Origin of the sequence: Streptomyces sp. NPDC050703 (assembly GCF_040654435.1) — a bacterium.
Lineage (GTDB): Bacteria > Actinomycetota > Actinomycetes > Streptomycetales > Streptomycetaceae > Streptomyces.
In genome coordinates this window covers 1-16,771 of sequence record NZ_JBFAHX010000003.1, presented here as the reverse complement: position 1 = coordinate 16,771, position 16,771 = coordinate 1, and the positions used below count along the sequence as shown (strand labels likewise).

Sequence of the window (16,771 nt, the reverse complement as noted above, 5' to 3'; positions counted from 1 at the left end):
CGGCGACGGCCGATCCGGCCTGACGGCCCATCGGTCAGGCCGCGAGGTCCCGCTCGTCGGGGTCCGCGGCGGCCTGCGCGGACGGCGCGGTGCCGCCGAGCGGCGCGGCCACGGGCCCGACCCGGCGGTCGCGCACCAGCCACCCGAGCCGCGACCGCCCGACGGCCTTGGCGAGCGGCGTGAGCACGGCCATGGCGAGCGGGGAGAGCAGCAGGGCGACGGCGGTGCCGAGCGCGAAGCCGCCGATGACGTCGGTGGGGTAGTGCACGCCCATGAAGACCCGGCAGAAGCCCTCGAACGCGGCGAGCGCGATGCCGGCGAGCCCGAACCTGCGGTGGGCGACGAAGAGCGCGGCGCCCATGGCCATGGCGAGCGTCGCGTGGTCGCTGACGAAGGAGAAGTCGTTCTTGCCGTCGACCAGGACGTCGAGCCCGCTGTGGTCCTCGGCCGGACGCGGTCTCTCCACGAAGCCGCGGATGGGGACGTTGACGAGGACGGCGATGCCGGCGGCGAGCGGCGCCCAGACGACGGCGGCGACCGAGGTGGCGGCGTCGTCGAGGGTGCCCCGCTTGCGCTGGCCCCACCAGCACCACACCACGAGCAGTACGAGCGCGATCAGCAGCCCGTACTCCCCGACGAACGTGAGGGCGCGGTCGAGCCAGTGCGGGGTCTCCCGCGTCAGGCCGTTGATGTCGTAGAGCAGGGTGACGTCGGGGTTCGACCCGGATTCATCGAGTCCAGCCATGGCGCTGCGGCCCCTTGTCTTCAGCCCGTGGGCGCACCGTTCCGCGCACCCGTTTCTATCAGCCCCCGTGGTCGCTCCAGTCAAGGGAACGCGCGGTCCCCACCCCTACGTTCCACTCTCCACCGAAAGATCACTCAGACGTTACCGAAGAGAGATGCATCGCCGCAGCTCAGGGGGAGTGTTTTTACGGAGGGTTCAAGCCACCTCACGCGGCGCGCACTCCCGGCGCGCGTTCCGCACGCCTCTCGTTCCGACCTCTTTCCGCCGCCTTTTCCGGCCTCTCTCAGACTTCCGTCGGCTTGACGGGGGCCGCTTTCGCGCCATCTTCGGTGACTCTCGTCGCGCCGAAGTAGTCAGGGGTGTCGATCGGGTCGAACCGGATCACGGCCCCCGCGCGCGGCGCGTTGATCATGTAGCCGCCGCCGACGTAGATCCCGACGTGCCGGATGGCGCGGGAGTTGGTCAGGTCGTCGGAGAAGAAGACGAGGTCGCCGGGGAGCAGCTCGTCGCGCTTGGGGTGCGGTCCGGCGTTGTACTGGTCGTTGGCGACGCGCGGCAGCGTGATGTCGACCGAGCGGTACGCGGCGAGGGTCAGGCCGGAGCAGTCGAAGCGGCCGCCCTGCTCGGGCGTGCCGTTGCCGCCCCACAGATAGGGCGTGCCGAGCTTCTTCTGCGCGTAGTAGATGGCGGCGGCCGCCTGCTGCGACGGCTGCACGCGCCCCACGGGCCGCGCGAAGCTCTTGGCGAGGTTCGTGATGGTCTGCACGTAGTTCTGCGTCTCGCGGTACGGCGGGACGCCGCCGTACTTGATGACCGCGTACGCCCCCGCGTTGTACGCGGCCAGCATGTTCTTCGTGGGGTCGCCGGGAGCGTCCTTCACGTAGCCCGCGAGCTTGCAGTCGTAGGAGGCCGCGGACGGGATGGCGTCCTCGGGGTCCCAGACGTCGCGGTCGCCGTCACCGTCGCCGTCGAGGCCGTGCGCGGCCCAGGTCCCGGGGATGAACTGCGCTATCCCCTCCGCCTTGGCCGGGCTCTTGGCGCGCGGGTTGAAGCCGCTCTCCTGGTACAGCTGGGCGGCGAGCAGGGCGGGGTTGATGGCCTTGCAGAGGTTGCCCCACTTCTGCACGAGGGGCTGGTAGGTCGCGGGTACGGCGCCCTTGGCGAGGCCGACGGAACCGCCGCCGCCCCCGCCGCTCGCCACGCTCCCCGCGGCCATGTACGTGCCGAGGACGAGCAGCGCGATGAAGCTGAGGGCACCGCCGATCCCGAGAGAGGCGACCAGCCAGGCCTTACGCACCGTCAACCACCCCTCGCCGACCGGGAGTACGCCGCCGCTCAGTGTAGAGGGCGCGGGCGGAAGTGGCAGTGATCATTCACAGATCACCGCCGTGCCCGCGGCGGGGCGATACTCGACACCGCGCCGCCGGTCCGGGCGGCACAGGCCCGCACCGTGACGCAGGGAGAGCCGTGACCCAGGAAGAGCCCGTGCCCGACACCTCCGGCCAGGAACCGCCGCGCCCCGGGAGCCCCGCGGGGCTCGACTGGGTCCGCGCCGCCCCCGAGGGCGCGGAGGGCCCCGGCCCCTGGATCGAGATCGCCTTCGGCGAGGACGACGCCGTGCACCTCCGGGAGACCGGCGACCCCGAGAACGTCGTCACCACCACGCGGAAGAAGTGGGACGCGTTCGTGCTCGGCGTACGGGCGGGCGAGTTCGACCACTTCGTGGAAGGGGTCGAGGGCTTCGGCGGGGGTGAGGGGCGGGCTGAGGGGGCGGGCTGAGGGGGGAGACGGGCTGAGGGGGGCAGGCCGAGGTCGCCGGCGGCCCGCCTCAGACGATGAAGTCGTCCGTCAGCACGCAGCCGTCCACCAGGGCGGGCACGACCGTGACGTCGCCGACGGGCTGGAAGTCCGGGTTGCAGTTGAGCATCAGCAGTCCGGACGCGGACAGCTGACGGATCGTGCGGTCGTCGGGCGCGATCACGGCGAAGTCCTTGCCGACCGCGAAGCCGCCGTCGATGCCGGCGAGCCTGGCCTTCTTCACGCGCTCGGCCAGGTCCGCCTTGTAGGCCGCCTGGAAACGCCTCATGTCGCTCGTCTTGAAGACGCGTATCCAGCCGTGGCCCCCGTCGCCGCACGTGCCGCGGAACTGGACGCCCCACGAGGCGTCGAACTTCTCGTCCATGGGGTAGTAGCGCTCGTCGGACGGGTCGATGCTGTAGCGCTCGCAGGTCGTGAAGCGCTGCACGTACTCGCCCGCGGCCATCACGCTGCCGGCCCGCGGCAGGTTGTCGAGCAGCCGCTTCTGGCGGACGTGGGGGCCGCCGCTGGTGCCGCCGTTGCGCGTGGGGGCCTCGTCGCCGGTGCCGCTGTCGCTGTCGGTGCCGTTGTCTGTGTCGCTGTCGGTGCCCGTCCCGCCGGTGGTGCCGGGACCCGACCCGCCCGACCCGCCCGACCCGTCATACCCGCCCGACCCGTCCGTGCCCGCGGAGCGCGAGAGGCCGGGCAGCCCGGCGGCGCCGTCCTTCCCGCCTCCCCCGTCGTCCTCACAGGCGGTCGCCGTCAGGGCGACGGCGACCGTCGCCACCGCGGCGGCGCCCGTGCGGAGGGGTACGCGAAGACGTGGGTGAAGTCGGGCCCGGAAGGTCATGCGCATGATCGTAGCGTCCCACTACGGCGTCCCAGGGAACGATTGTTTGCGCAGGTCAGAGCCGTATGGGCATTCCAGCGTCCCTGATCGGACGGCGACCCTTGCCCCCGTCCACCGCCGCGCGCTTCTCTGTTGCCGTGCCGCTGACGACGGCCACGTACCGACATGACGAACGCACCTCACGGGGGACCAGACATGAAGCTCACGCACGCCTCGAAGACCGCGCCGAAGACCCTCCTCGCCGGCCTCGCGCTCCTCGGCACGCTCGCACTCACCGCCTGCGACAACGGTGACGACGGCTCGGACAAGGCGGGCGCACGGCCCGAGCCCGCGTCGAGCGTCTCCGCGGACGCCGGGAAGGACGGCGGCTCCGGCTCGTCGGACAAGGGTTCCGGCTCCACGGGCAACGGCTCCGGCTCCGGTTCGGGTTCCGGCTCCTCCGGCAACGGCTCCGAGGGCACCGCCGCGGGGACCGGCTCGAACGAGAACGGCGAGGTCGGCATCTGCCGCAGCGACGAGCTCGAAGTCACGGCCGCCGACAACACGACGGGCAAGGAGGAGGGCATCGTCACCGTCGCCTTCAAGAACGGCGGCGGCCGGGACTGCGCCATCAACGGCTACGCGGGCGTCGACCTGCGGACGGCCGACGGCGACACGATGTCCGTCGACCGCAACGGCGAGCAGGCGCGCCGCGAGATCCTGAAGGACGGCGAGACCGCGGCCTTCAACATCACGTTCCCGGTCAACAACAGCGGCGGCTCCGGCGTGCGCATCGCCAAGCTCCTGGTGACCCCGCCGAACGAGACGAAGACTGTCACCGTCGCCTGGCCCGCGGGCTCCCTCCCGGTGGGCGGCGAGGACGCCTCCAGCGGCCCGAAGCTCTCGGTCGGCCCGGTCGGCAAGGTCAGCGACTCCCCCGCCGGCTGAGCAACGGGCCCGTCCCCCGTGCCCCCTGTGACCAGAGTGTCCGGAGCGCCCCGCAGCGTCCCGAGAACCGCACCGGTCACAGGGGGCGCTCTCCTTCCCTGCGCCTGAGCGCCACCCTCACCGCCGGCGCGGACCGCAGAGGAAGCGCACGGCCCGCGCGGGCACATCGAAGTACCCGAAGGCCACTTCGCGGCTACCCGCGGGCGCTCACCACTGCCTCCACAAACGGGCCACCGTACGCAATCGAGCCGACGGCACGCCGCCCAGTGCGTCCTACCGCTCCACCGACCGCTCCTCCGTGACCCGTGGGGCCGCTGGGCTCGGGCTTACTTAACTCCAGGTCAGGGGCCACGCCGGGCCGTCATTGCCCGTGGTCCTACCGCGTGATACACAGAGTGACCAGACCTCACGCACGAGGAAACGCACGAAGTCAGCCAACGAATGGCGCCAAGGCGGCACACGCAGGCCCGATTGTCGGCGAGAATGAGCTGTCCTCTGCGTCGAGGTAGGCAGAGGTGCCAGAACAACCCACTAGGGGCGGTGAGTTACACATGCTTATGGCAGCCGAAAAGGGCGACATCACCACCATCATCGGCGGGATCGCCCCCGACTGGGGTCCCTTCGGGAGCCTGGGCAATGAGGCGCGCGTGATGATCGAGGTCGTGATGGCGATCGCCATCCTCCTCTGTCTCGGCATTGCCATCTGGGGCGCGGCGAAGCAACGCATCGGTGCGACGGCGCTGCGCGACACGTTCAGCGCGGAACAGGGCAAGGGCCTGATCATCGCCGGCCTGACCGGCGTCTTCATCATCGGATCTCTGGGCACGCTGTTCACCATCGTGTACGGCATGGCGGTCTAGCGGCCCCAGCCTCCCACCAACGTCCCCATCCCCACGACCCCCCACTTCTCCCCTCTCCCCTCCCCCCACTCCTCCCCTCTCCCCACTCCCCTCCTCCCCCACGTCCCCTCCTCCTCCATCCATCCGTCGTGCCCACCGGCAGAGGTTGCTGCTCCCTGATGTCGAGTCACCACACCGCGTCCGCGCGGAAACCAGCACGGCTACCGTCATACGTGTCCATGGTGACGGTCACGCGAGAGGTCGAGGGGGCGTACGTGGCATGAGTCTCGACGATGAGCGGAACAGCGGGCCCTTCGGCGGCTCGGGGGAGACCAGGACGAGACTCCCCGAGGGGGAGGGCGACACCCGCAGGACCTCCCGTTCGGGGCGGTCGTCCTCGCGGAGCCTGGTGACGGTGGTCGGCGTCGTGGTCCTGCTGATCGCGGCGATCGCCTTCGCCAACCGGGGCGACGGGGGTTCCGGCGGCGGCAGCGACGACGCCAAGAAGCCGGACGCGGCGGCGACGGCCCCTTCGGGGGAGAAGCCTGTCGAGGGCAGGACCGGGGGGATTCCCTCGGGGTTCGCGGACACCGAGCAAGGCGCTCAGAGCGCTGCGGCGAACTTCGCCGTGTCCCTCGGCTCCGCCGAGATGTTCGACAAGGACAAGCGGGACGACATCCTCGAAGCCGTCATGGCTCCATCGAGCGTGCCTAAGTTCCGGTCCGACCTCGACAAGGCGTACGGCCCCGCGTTCTTCAAGAACGTGGGCCTGAACGAGGACGGCTCGACCCCCAGCGGTTACCAGTTCGTCTCCCGCACCACCCCCATCGGCACGAAGGTCACCGACTTCTCGAAGGAGAAGGCGACCGTCGAGGTCTGGTGCAGCGGCCTGCTCGGCCTGTCGGGAGAGAAGTCCACCAAGCCGGTCACCAGCAGCTGGTTCACGATCACCATGGAGCTGTCGTGGATCGACGGCGACTGGAAGGCCGTCACCCACTCGCAGAAGAACGGTCCCGCCCCTGTCCCGGGCGATGACCGTGCGTCCGGCTCCGACGAGATCTCGAAGGCAGTCGAAGGGTACGGAGGGTTCACTTATGCCCGGTAGCCGCCACGTACTCCGACTCGGCGCCGCCGTCGCGGCCGTACAGACCACGGCGGTCCTGTTCGCGACGCATGCCTTCGCCGCGCCGGACCCGAAGGACGACGCCTGTGACCTGATCCATGGCCCAGCCAAGAAATACTGCGAAAAAGGCCAACGAAACAGCTCCGGAAGCGGCGAAGGCGGCGAATACCCCACCGACCCGCCCATCACCGACGGCGCCGATCCGCTGAGCTCCCTGGCCAAGGGCTGCGCCGAGGCCGCCTCGTGGACCGTCGACAAGCTCTCCGACGCCGTGAAGGACACGGCGAACGTCGACTTCACGAACACCAAGTTCCTCCAGCAGTACGCCGTCGTCTTCGCGGCGTCCACGATCCTGACCCTGCTCCTGTGGCTGCTCGCGGTGGCCAAGCGCGCGGTGCGGGGCGTGCCGCTGACCACCGCGGTATCCGAGGCCATCGGCTTCCTGTGGCTGACGGTCCTCGCCTCCGCGTTCACGCCGCTGATCCTGTACACGGTCGTCTCCGCGGCCGACGGCGTGTCGGACGTCATCGCGAAGGCGACGGGCGGCCAGACGGACCAGTTCTTCGGCACGTTTTCCGAGGCCCTGAAGAAGGGCGACGACATCGGCGGCGGCCCGATCATGCTGATCGTCGTCTCGCTCGTGTCGATCCTCGCCGCGGGCGTCCTCTGGCTCGAACTCGTCATCCGTGCCGCGCTCCTCTACGTGGGCGCGCTCCTCGGCACGGTCGTCTACGCGGGCCTCGTCGACAAGAACCTGTGGTCGCACGTCCGCCGCTGGGCCGGAATCATGATCGCGGTCATCCTGGTCAAACCGATCATCGTGATCGTGCTCGGCCTCGCCGGGGCGCTCTCCGCCGACGACGGGCCCGACTCCTTCTCCGCGGTCGTCTCCGGTCTCTCGATCATCCTGCTGGCCATCTTCGCCAGCGCGATGATCTACCGGTTCGTGCCCGGCTTCGGCGACGACATCGCCAACTCGCGCAACAACCGCCTCATGCGCGGCGCCGAGAACAAGGCCGCCGCCGTCATCAGCTCCCCCGCATCCCTCGTCTCCCAGGGCATCAAGACCCACAGCGCCCGGGGGAACGGCGACGGCGGCACGAGCGGCGGCAACAGCCAGGCGCGGCCCGCCCATGCCGCCGGCGGTGGTGTCGCCGTGCACAGCGGCCGCTCTTCCGGCGGCCCGTCGAACGGCGGCGGAGCCGGTTCCTCCGCCGCACCGCCGCCGCGCAAGAGCGCGACGGACACACCGCACGCGGGCAGCCGCAGCGGCCCAGGCAACAGCAGCTCCAACCGCACGGGAGGTGAAGGGCGTTGACGACCCAGTCCCACGTGTCCCAGCCGGTCGCGCCCCGCCGCACGTATCTGATCGGCCGCGCGCGGCCGAACGCGATCGTCGGCAAGAACCGCGAGACCGGGGAAATCGCCCTGATCATCGTGGGGGCGTTCCTCGGCATGATGTGCGGACTCCTCGTCCCCGTCCTGTCCCTGCGCATCGTGCTGCTCACCGGCCTCCCGATGCTCGCCATCGCGGCGGTCTACGTCCCGTACAAGGGCCGCACCTTCTACAAGTGGTTCGAGATCAACCGCAGCTACAAGCGGTCCCTGAAGCGCGGCACCACCTACCGGTCCGGTGCCGCCGAGGCCGGGGTCAAGCTCGACGGACGCGAGGTCGAGGTCGGCCCGCCGCCCGGCATCGGCCGCATCAGCTGGCTGGCCGCGCCGTTCGGCCCCGACGAGATCGCCGTGCTGCTCCACGCCGACCGGCGGACCGTCACCGCCGCCATCGAGATCGAGGGCCCCGGCGTCGGCCTGCGCGACTCCGAGGACCAGGAGGCGCTGGTCGACCGGTTCGGGACGCTCCTCAAGCACGTCGCGAACGGCGACGGCTTCGTGACCCGCCTCCAGATGCTCGCCCGCACCCTGCCCGCCGACCCCGACGCCCACGCCAAGGACGTCGCGGTGCGCGGCGACGGCCGCGCGCTGCCCTGGCTCCAGGACTCCTACGACCAGCTCCAGTCGATGGTGTCGACCAGCAGCGAGCAGCACCGCGCCTACCTCGTGGCCTGCATGCACTACTCCCGCGAGCTGGCCGCCGAGGCGCAGGCGATGGCCCGCGCGGTCCGCCCGCACGGCGGCGGGAAGCTCGACAAGGACGCCGGCCTCGCCGTCGTCATGGCCCGCGAGCTGACCGACATCTGCTCGCGGCTCCAGGAGGCGGACATCCGCGTACGGCAGCCGCTCGGGCAGGGCAGGCTGTCCTCGCTGGTCCACTCCATGTACGACCCGGACCACCCCATCGACCACATCCAGGCGATGACGAAGCGCAACGCCTGGCCCGCCGAGCTGGACGCCACGGAGGCCACCTACCTCCAGGCCAAGACCCGCGAGTCCGCCACCCGCGCCCCCTGGTGCCACGCCACGGCCTGGGTCAAGGAGTGGCCGATGACGCCCGTCGGCGTCAACTTCCTCGCCCCGCTCCTCGTGCACACCCCGGACGTGATCCGCACGGTCGCGGTGACCATGGACCTCGAACCGACGGAGGTCGCCATCGAGCGGATGCTGACCGAGAAGACGAACGACGAGGCGGAGGCCAGCCGCCAGGCCAAGATGAACCGCACGGTCGACCCCCGCGACATCGCCTCGCACTCCCGGCTCGACCAGCGCGGCGAGGACCTCGCGAGCGGCGCCGCGGGCGTCAACCTGGTCGGCTACATCACGGTCTCCTCCCGTTCCCCCGAGGCCCTGGCGCGCGACAAGCGCACCATAAGGGCCTCCGCCGGCAAGTCGTATCTGAAGCTGGAGTGGTGCGACCGCGAGCACCACAGGGCCTTCGTCAACACGCTGCCGTTCGCGACCGGCATCCGACGCTAGACGGTATCGACGTAGAGGCAGGCTGTTGCGATGCGGGATCCGCTGACCGTCCTCACGGACGCCTTCACGTCCTTCCTCTTCGGGAAGGTCGAGACGACCAGGCTTCCGGTGCGTACGTCGACGGGGCAGGCCCAGGCGGTCTACCTCCCGACGGCCGCGCCGGGCCTCGGCGACTCGGGCGTGATCATCGGTCGTGAGGTGTACTCCGGCAAGGGGTACATCTACGACCCCTTCCAGCTCTACGGGCAGCAGCTGCCCGCGCCGCACTGGCTGGTGCTCGGCGAGTCGGGCAACGGCAAGTCGGCGCTGGAGAAGACGTACGTACTGCGGCAGCTGCGGTTCAAGGACCGGCAGGTCGTCGTCCTGGACGCGCAGGGCGAGGACGGCGTCGGCGAGTGGAACCTCATCGCCCAGGAGCTGGGGATAACGCCCATCCGGCTCGACCCGACGGCCGCCCTGGACATGGGCATCCGCCTGAACCCCCTGGACCCGTCGATCACGACGACCGGCCAGCTCGCGCTGCTCCGCACGATCATCGAGGTCGCGATGGGGCACGGCCTCGACGAGCGCTCGGGCTTCGCCCTCAAGGTCGCGCACGCGTACGTGAACGAGACGATCGTGGAGCGGCAGCCGGTCCTGACGGACATCGTCGAGCAGCTCCGCCACCCGGAGCCGGAGTCGGCCGAGGCCATGAACGTGGCCATAGACGACGTACGGGCCTGGGGCCTGGACGTGGCGCTCGTCCTCGACCGTCTCGTCGACGGTGACCTGCGCGGCATGTTCGACGGGCCGACGACGGTCGGCATCGACCTCGACGCCCCTCTCATCGTCTTCGACCTCTCCCACATCGACCGGAACTCCATCGCCATGCCGATCCTCATGGCGATCGTCGGCGTCTGGCTCGAACACACCTGGATCAGGCCCGACCGCGTGAAGCGCATCTTCCTGGTCGAAGAGGCGTGGCACATCATCAACTCGCCCTTCGTCGCCCAGCTGTTCCAGCGCCTCCTGAAGTTCGGCCGACGCCTCGGCCTGTCGTTCGTGGCGGTCGTCCACCACCTGAGCGACGTCGTGGACGGGGCCGCGGCCAAGGAGGCGGCCGCGATCCTCAAGATGGCCTCCACCAGGACCATCTACGCCCAGAAAGCCGACGAGGCCCGGGCCACGGGGCGGGTGCTCGGGCTGCCCCGGTGGGCGGTGGAGATCATCCCCACGCTCACGCCCGGCATCGCGGTCTGGGACGTGAACGGCAACGTCCAGGTGGTCAAGCACCTCATCACGGAGACGGAACGACCGCTGGTCTTCACGGACCGCGCCATGACCGAGTCGTCGTCCGACCGCCTCGCCGACGACGCCCTGCGGGCGGCGGAACTGGAGGCGGAGGAGCGGGCGGCGTACATGGAGCAGCATGCGGGATGAGTGGGAGCGGGACCGGTCCGGCGGCCATGACCGCGGACCCGGCCGCGGCGCGCGGGGCGAACGAGGAGTGCCCGACTCGCTGTTGCTCGGCATCCTCGGCTTCCTCCTCGGAGCCACCGTGCTCGCCTGGTCCGCGACGGGCCTCGCGGGCCGCCTCGCGCACGGCGCCTGGCCGGAGAACGTGACCTTCGGCCATACGCCGCTCGCCGTACGCCACCTGGCCGGCGATCCGCAGGACCTCGCGGGCGCCTGGCCGGAGACGCCCGCGGAACAGCTCTCGGGCTACGGGCTCTTCTGGGGGCTGTTCATCGGGCAGCTCATGGTGCTCCTCGTCCTGACCGTGTTCGTGGTGGGCACGGTCACGCGGTGGCGCGCGGTCCGCAGGGCCAGCCGCCTGGACGCGGCGGCGCGGCGGGCTACGGGGGCGGGCGCCGGACGGGATACGGACACGGGTGCGGGTGCGGAGGCTTCAGCGGCTGCGGTGGCTCCGGCCGCCGGCCCCGCGCAGGCCCCAGCCAATTCCACTCAGACCCCCGCCGCTCCCCCGCAGGCCCCGCTTCCCGCCCCCGCCGCCGCCGATGCACCGGTCGCTTCCCCCGCGGCCCCCACCCCCGGGACCCCGGCCGCCCCGGCCCCGGCCACCGCCCCCCTCGCCGCCCCCGTGGAGGCCGCCCCGGCGGCGGAGACCGCTCCGCTCGCGAGAGCCGCGGCCGCCGCCACCGTCCCCGTGCCCCGCTCCCCCCTCGTCCTCGGCCCCCCCGACGCCCGTCGGCCGCACGCCCTGCGGGCCGTGTGCGACGCGGAGGGCGCGGCGCTGGTGCTGACCTCCGACCCCACCCTGTGGGAGGAGACGAAGGACGCGCGCGCCAAGCTCGGCCCGGTCCTCCTGTACGACCCCTCGCACCTCTGCGACACCCCGGCCCGCATGCACTGGTCGCCCACCTCCGGCTGCGAGGACAAGGCCACGGCCGCCCAGCGGGCCACCGCCCTGCTCGCCCCGATCAGGCCGGCCGCGCGCCTCGACGCCGCCATGGCCGACACGGCGGAGCTGCTGCTCCGCAGCTTCCTGCACGCCGCCGCGGTGGGCGACAAGCCGGTCAAGAACGTGCACCGCTGGTCGCAGGGCAACCAGGTCCAGGAGGCGGTACGCATCCTGCGTACGCACCCCAAGGCCGCGTCGGGCGCCGCCGGCGAACTGGAGGCCGCCCTCACCGCCTATCCGGAACGGCGCGACATCGCCCAGGAGTTGACGGCCCGCGCGCTCTCCGCGCTCTTCACCGTCCACGTGCGCGAATCCTGCACCCCCAACCGAACTGATGCCCTCACCCTGGATTCCTTCGTGCAGGAAGGGGGCACGCTTTTTGTGGTGGGTGAGGCGATCGAGGATCCCAAGTCCCGCCAGGGCCCGGGTGCCATGCCCCTCCTCACGGCACTCGCCTCCAGCGTGGTCGAGCACGGCCGGCGCATGGCCGAACGGTCATCCTCCGGTCGGCTCGACCCACCAATGACGCTCGTCCTCGACGACGCCGCCGCCGTCGCCCCCCTGCCCCAGCTGCCCGAACTGCTCCTGACCGGCGCAGACCAGGGCCTGCCGACCCTGGCCCTGCTCCGCTCCCGCGAACAGGGCAGGTCCCGCTGGCCGGACAGCGAACTGCCCCTCGTCTGAGGCTCCCGTATCAGGGCTTGTCGAGCACCATCTCGTACTCCTCGGCAGGGGGGTCGCCCGGCAACCGGACGACCCCCGCACCCCGCACGAAGCCGAACCGCCGGTAGAAGGCCTGCCGCGCCCGCGTGGCGTGCGAGTTCCCCGCGGCCCGCGCCCGCCAGTGGGCATCCGGCTCCGCCACCGCCTGCTCGTACGTCTCAAGGAAGGCGACCGGCGCCGCGGGGTCCCGCAGCGCGGCCAGGCGCAGCTCCTTGACCCGCGGCCACTCCTCGGCGCGCACGGCCCGTACGACATAGTCGTGCCCCCTGCCGGGGTCCATGCCGGGGTCCATGCCGGGGCCCATGCCGTGATCGTAGTTTTCGGGCGGCGCCCGTCGGGGTTCTTTCGGGGGGCGCCGTCCTACCCCGGTACTACGCCCGGCCCCCACGTCCCGCCCCCGGTCCGACGATCCGCGCCCCCGCGGCCGACAGCATCAAGGACATGATTAGGGCATACGGACTGACCAAACACTACGGCGGCAAGCCCGGCAGGAAGGCGGTCGACGACCTCAGCTTCGAGGTCCTGCCGGGCACCGTCACCGGCTTCCTCGGCCCCAACGGCGCCGGCAAGTCCACCACCATGCGCATGCTCCTCGGCCTCGACGCCCCCACCCGCGGGCGGGCCACCATCGGCGACCGCGCGTACGCGGGCCACCCCGCGCCCCTGCACGAGGTGGGCGCCCTCCTCGAAGCCCGCTCCGTCCACCCGGGCCGCTCCGCCTTCCACCACCTCATGGCGCTCGCCCACACGCACTCCATCCCCCGCGGCCGCGTCGAGGCCGTCCTCGGGCTCGCCGGCATCAGCGAGGTCGCCCGCAAACGCGTCAAGGGCTTCTCCCTCGGCATGGGCCAGCGCCTCGGCATCGCCGCCGCCCTGCTCGGCGACCCCGCCACGGTCATCCTCGACGAGCCGGTCAACGGCCTCGACCCCGAGGGCGTCCTGTGGGTCCGCAACCTCCTCAAGTCCCTGGCCGCCGAGGGCCGCACGGTCCTCGTCTCCTCGCACCTCATGAGCGAGATGGCACTGACCGCCGACCACCTGATCATCATCGGCCGGGGCAGGCTGCTCGCGGACACCACCGTCGAGCGGTTCGTGCGCGAGTCCGGCAGCGGCACCGTCAAGGTCGTCACCCCCGAGGCAGGCCGCCTCACCGAACTGCTCGCCGCCCCCGGCGTGCACATCACCGGCGACTCCCCCGGCGTCCTCGACGTCCGCGGCACCGACGCGGAGCACATCGGCCGCACCGCCGCCGCCCACGGCATCCCCCTCTACGAACTGACCCCGCAGAACGCCTCCCTGGAGCAGGCGTTCATGGACCTCACCCGGGACTCCGTCGAGTACGTCGCCTCGACGGGCACCCCGCGGCCGGAAGGAGTCGCGGCATGAGCGGCCTCACCCCCACCAGGAACCCCGGGCCGCCCTCGGCCGCCCCGACGACCACCCCCACGACCACCCCGACGACCGCCGCGGCCGGCTCCGCCGGCTACCGGCTGAGCACCAGGGGCGTCCTGCGCTCGGAGTGGCACAAGCTGTGGACGCTCCGCTCCACCTGGATCTCCCTCGGCACGGCGGTCGCCCTCGTCCTCACCGTCGGCGTCACCATGGGCGTCACGTACGACGGCGACGACTCCGACATCGACACGGTCGTCTTCACCCTCTTCGGCACCCAGCTCTCCCAGGTCTGCCTCGCCGTCCTCGGCATCCTCGTCACCGCGGGCGAGTACTCCACGGGCATGATCCGCGCCTCGCTCACCGCCGTACCGACCCGTCTGAGCGTCCTGTGGTCCAAGGCCGGCCTCTTCACCGCGGTCGCCTTCGCGGTGTCCCTCGTGACCAACGTCGTGACGTTCCTCGCCGCCCAGATCTGGCTCTCCGGCTCCGACAAGCAGCTCTCCCTCACCGACGAAGGCGTCTTCGCGGCCCTCACGACGAGCGCGGCCTCCCTGACCCTGCTCAGCCTCATCGCGCTCGGACTCGGCGCGCTGCTCCGCTCGGTGCCCGGCGCCATCGGCGCGTTCGTCGGCGGGGTCATCATCCTGCCCGAGATCGTGGCGATGCTGCCCCTCGACGCCATCGACACCGCCGTCAGGTACTTCCCCGCCCAGGCGGGGAGTGCGCTCGGCTCGGTGGCCAGGGTGGAGAACACCATCGCCCCGGGCACGGCCCTGCTCACCCTCGTCCTCTGGTCCGCCGCGATCATCGCCGCCGCGTCGGTCCTGCTCAAGCGGCGCGACGTATGACGTCAGCGCGAGAGTCCCGCGCCGCCCGGCGTCGGCACGCGGCGCCCGCGAGCGAGCCGCCGGCACGAGACCCTCTCGTACGGCAGACACCTGTACGAGGATGACGCCGTGACCGAGCCGCAGCCCCTCACGCCCCTCATCCAGCGCATGACGCAGCGGGTGCGCGCCTTCGACAGGCGCCGCCCGCTCGTCTGGGACGTACTGGTCACGGCTCTCTACGTCCTCGCCGCCCTCGTCGACGCGAGCGGCGGCTGGCGCAACACCGCGCCCGACACGGACGTACCGGACTGGCTGATCTTCCTGATGAGCGTGGGCTCCTCGGTCCCCCTGCTGTGGCGGCGCCGCCACCCGATGGCCGCTCTCGCCGTCATGGTGGCCATGGGCGTGGTCAGCAACTGGAGCGGCGCCATGCTCCAGGCCTCCCTGATCCAGATGGTCGTCCTCTTCAACATCGCGCTGCGCCTCCCCCCGCGCACCCTGGGCCTGGCGGGCCTCATGATGACGGTGCCCCTGGTCGTGGGCACGATCCGCTACCCCGCCGACAGCTGGGACCAGCGCATCATCCCCAACGTCTGGGCGTACGCCGTCATCGCGCTCCTCGGCATCGCCGTGCGCTCCCGGCAGGACTACACCCAGGCCCTCGTGGAACGCGCCCGCCAGCTCGAAGTCGAGCGCGACCAGCAGGCCCGGCTCGCCGCGGCCGCCGAACGCACCCGCATAGCCCGCGAGATGCACGACATCATCGGCCACAACCTGTCCGTCATCACGGGCCTCGCGGACGGCGGTTCGTACGCCGCGGCCAAGTCGCCCGAGCGCGCCGCCCAGGCCCTCGAAGCCATCGGCTCCACCAGCCGCCAGGCGCTCTCCGAACTCCGGCGCCTCCTGGACGTCCTGCGCGACGACGCGCCCGCCGCGGCCGAGCGCTCCCCGCAGCCCGCCCTCACCGACCTCGCCCGGCTCATCGACGGCGTACGGGCCGCCGGACTGCCGGTCCGCAGCACGGTCAGCGGGCCCTCCGACAGTGTGCCCGCGGGCCGCCAGCTCACCGTGTACCGCGTCGTCCAGGAAGCCCTGACCAACACCCTCAAGCACGGCGGCCCCGAGGCCACCGCCACCGTCGACGTCTCCTACGCCGACGACGCCGTCACGGTCACCGTCACGGACACGGGCAGAGGCGGACCCGCTCCCTCGCCCGACGTTGACATCCCGGTCGGCCAGGGCCGGGGCCGGGGCCGCGGACTGACGGGAATGCGCGAGCGAACCTCGTTGTACGACGGCACACTTGAGGCCGGTCCACTCCCTGGGGGCGGCTGGCGGGTCCACCTTCGCCTCCCCCAGGAGGACGAGAAAAACGAGGAACCGGCTATCCGAGGGGAACGAGAAACCGTGAGGGGCAACGAGACACCGTGACGACCGTGCTCATCGTCGACGACCAGCCCATGCAGCGCTTCGGCTTCCGCATGCTCCTGGAGAGCCAGGACGACATGACGGTGGCGGGCGAGGCCGGCAACGGCAGCGAGGCGGTCCGCATGACGGCCGAACTCCACCCGGACGTCGTCCTGATGGACATCCGCATGCCCGGCCTCGACGGCATCGAGGCCACGCGCCGCATCGTCGCCTCCGGTGACCGCACCCGCGTCCTGATCCTCACCACGTTCGACCTGGACGAGTACGCCTACGACGGCCTGCGCGCCGGCGCCTCCGGATTCCTCATCAAGGACGCGCTGCCCGAGGAGCTCCTCTCCGGCATCCGCGCGGTGGCGTCGGGCGACGCGGTGGTCGCCCCGAGCCTGACCCGCCGCCTCCTCGACACCTACGCGGGCCACCTCCCGGCATCCGGCACCGCACCCGACGACCCGGCGAACCACCCTCGCCTGGCACCCTTGACGGACCGCGAGCGCGAGATCCTGACCGTCATCGGCCAGGGCTGGACGAACGCGGAGATCGCGACGCGTCTGCACCTCGCGGAATCCACGGTGAAGACCCACGTGGGCCGCATCCTCGCGAAGACGGGGGCGAGGGACCGGGTGCAGGCGGTCATCCTGGCGTACGACACGAAGCTCGTACGGCCCAACTGACGGCCGGCTTATCCGGCCCATGAAGTCCCGGAACGCAGAAAACCCCCGCACCAAAGGTGCGGGGGTTTTCCCTAAAAGAAGTTCGGCGGCGTCCTACTCTCCCACAGGGTCCCCCCTGCAGTACCATCGGCGCTATGAGGCTTAGCTTCCGGGTTCGGAATGTAACCGGGCGTT

General features: G+C 71.4%; 15 protein-coding genes, 1 rRNA gene and 1 pseudogene. 12 read left to right on the top strand and 5 right to left on the bottom strand.

What is annotated here, in order from left to right; translation table 11 throughout:
- Positions 1-34 precede the first annotated feature (34 nt).
- Together AB0I16_RS03205 and AB0I16_RS03200 are read right to left on the bottom strand one after the other, a co-directional pair.
- Entirely contained in the window at positions 35-745 is a 711-nt protein-coding gene (locus AB0I16_RS03205) for a phosphatase PAP2 family protein (protein WP_363247588.1), read from the bottom strand.
- A gap of 283 nt (positions 746-1,028) precedes the next feature.
- Positions 1,029-2,042: a bifunctional lytic transglycosylase/C40 family peptidase gene (locus AB0I16_RS03200; RefSeq protein ID WP_363247587.1), complete on the bottom strand. Its 1,014-nt coding sequence runs from the start codon at positions 2,040-2,042 to the stop codon at positions 1,029-1,031.
- A gap of 188 nt (positions 2,043-2,230) precedes the next feature.
- On the opposite strand from AB0I16_RS03200, the gene AB0I16_RS03195 reads away from it, so the two are divergent.
- Positions 2,231-2,524: a DUF397 domain-containing protein gene (locus AB0I16_RS03195; protein WP_363247867.1), complete on the top strand. Its 294-nt coding sequence runs from the start codon at positions 2,231-2,233 to the stop codon at positions 2,522-2,524.
- 49 nt (positions 2,525-2,573) lie between these two features.
- Here the strand turns inward: AB0I16_RS03195 and AB0I16_RS03190 are convergent, their stop codons facing one another.
- Entirely contained in the window at positions 2,574-3,392 is an 819-nt protein-coding gene (locus AB0I16_RS03190) for a hypothetical protein (protein WP_363247586.1), read from the bottom strand.
- A gap of 195 nt (positions 3,393-3,587) precedes the next feature.
- On the opposite strand from AB0I16_RS03190, the gene AB0I16_RS03185 reads away from it, so the two are divergent.
- The 7 genes from AB0I16_RS03185 to AB0I16_RS03155 all read left to right on the top strand — a co-directional run bounded on the left by AB0I16_RS03185 (position 3,588) and on the right by AB0I16_RS03155 (position 12,240).
- Positions 3,588-4,319, top strand: a complete 732-nt coding sequence (locus AB0I16_RS03185; protein WP_363247585.1) for a DUF4232 domain-containing protein — start codon at positions 3,588-3,590, stop codon at positions 4,317-4,319.
- 551 nt (positions 4,320-4,870) lie between these two features.
- A complete protein-coding gene (locus AB0I16_RS03180; protein WP_055570172.1) occupies positions 4,871-5,179 on the top strand; it encodes a hypothetical protein in 309 nt (102 codons plus the stop codon).
- Positions 5,180-5,438: 259 nt separating this feature from the next.
- The gene (locus AB0I16_RS03175) at positions 5,439-6,263 is read left to right on the top strand and encodes a hypothetical protein (protein WP_363247584.1); all 825 of its coding nucleotides are present in this window, start codon (positions 5,439-5,441) and stop codon (positions 6,261-6,263) included.
- Positions 6,253-7,599, top strand: coding sequence for a hypothetical protein (locus AB0I16_RS03170; RefSeq protein ID WP_363247583.1), 1,347 nt, complete (start codon positions 6,253-6,255; stop codon positions 7,597-7,599). The genes AB0I16_RS03175 and AB0I16_RS03170 overlap by 11 nt, the downstream gene beginning before the upstream one ends.
- Positions 7,596-9,155, top strand: a complete 1,560-nt coding sequence (locus AB0I16_RS03165) for an SCO6880 family protein (protein ID WP_363247582.1) — start codon at positions 7,596-7,598, stop codon at positions 9,153-9,155. The genes AB0I16_RS03170 and AB0I16_RS03165 overlap by 4 nt, the downstream gene beginning before the upstream one ends.
- A 30-nt stretch (positions 9,156-9,185) precedes the next feature.
- Positions 9,186-10,574, top strand: a complete 1,389-nt coding sequence (locus AB0I16_RS03160) for an ATP-binding protein (protein WP_363247581.1) — start codon at positions 9,186-9,188, stop codon at positions 10,572-10,574.
- Positions 10,564-12,240: a type VI secretion protein gene (locus AB0I16_RS03155; RefSeq protein WP_363247580.1), complete on the top strand. Its 1,677-nt coding sequence runs from the start codon at positions 10,564-10,566 to the stop codon at positions 12,238-12,240. Before AB0I16_RS03160 ends, AB0I16_RS03155 begins: the two co-directional genes overlap by 11 nt.
- Positions 12,241-12,373: 133 nt before the next feature.
- Here AB0I16_RS03155 and AB0I16_RS03150 read toward each other — a convergent pair.
- Positions 12,374-12,559, bottom strand: a pseudogene (locus AB0I16_RS03150) (GNAT family N-acetyltransferase); the annotation flags it as partial.
- A gap of 161 nt (positions 12,560-12,720) precedes the next feature.
- On the opposite strand from AB0I16_RS03150, the gene AB0I16_RS03145 reads away from it, so the two are divergent.
- The 4 genes from AB0I16_RS03145 to AB0I16_RS03130 all read left to right on the top strand — a co-directional run bounded on the left by AB0I16_RS03145 (position 12,721) and on the right by AB0I16_RS03130 (position 16,597).
- Complete coding sequence (locus AB0I16_RS03145) at positions 12,721-13,665, top strand: ATP-binding cassette domain-containing protein (RefSeq protein ID WP_363247578.1); 945 nt, start codon at positions 12,721-12,723, stop codon at positions 13,663-13,665.
- Positions 13,662-14,519: an ABC transporter permease gene (locus AB0I16_RS03140; protein WP_363247577.1), complete on the top strand. Its 858-nt coding sequence runs from the start codon at positions 13,662-13,664 to the stop codon at positions 14,517-14,519. Before AB0I16_RS03145 ends, AB0I16_RS03140 begins: the two co-directional genes overlap by 4 nt.
- 147 nt (positions 14,520-14,666) lie before the next feature.
- Positions 14,667-15,929, top strand: a complete 1,263-nt coding sequence (locus AB0I16_RS03135) for a histidine kinase (protein ID WP_363247866.1) — start codon at positions 14,667-14,669, stop codon at positions 15,927-15,929.
- Entirely contained in the window at positions 15,926-16,597 is a 672-nt protein-coding gene (locus AB0I16_RS03130) for a response regulator transcription factor (protein ID WP_363247576.1), read from the top strand. The genes AB0I16_RS03135 and AB0I16_RS03130 overlap by 4 nt, the downstream gene beginning before the upstream one ends.
- Before the next feature lie 80 nt (positions 16,598-16,677).
- Here the strand turns inward: AB0I16_RS03130 and rrf are convergent.
- Positions 16,678-16,771 (bottom strand): 5S ribosomal RNA (gene rrf / locus AB0I16_RS03125); the annotation flags it as partial.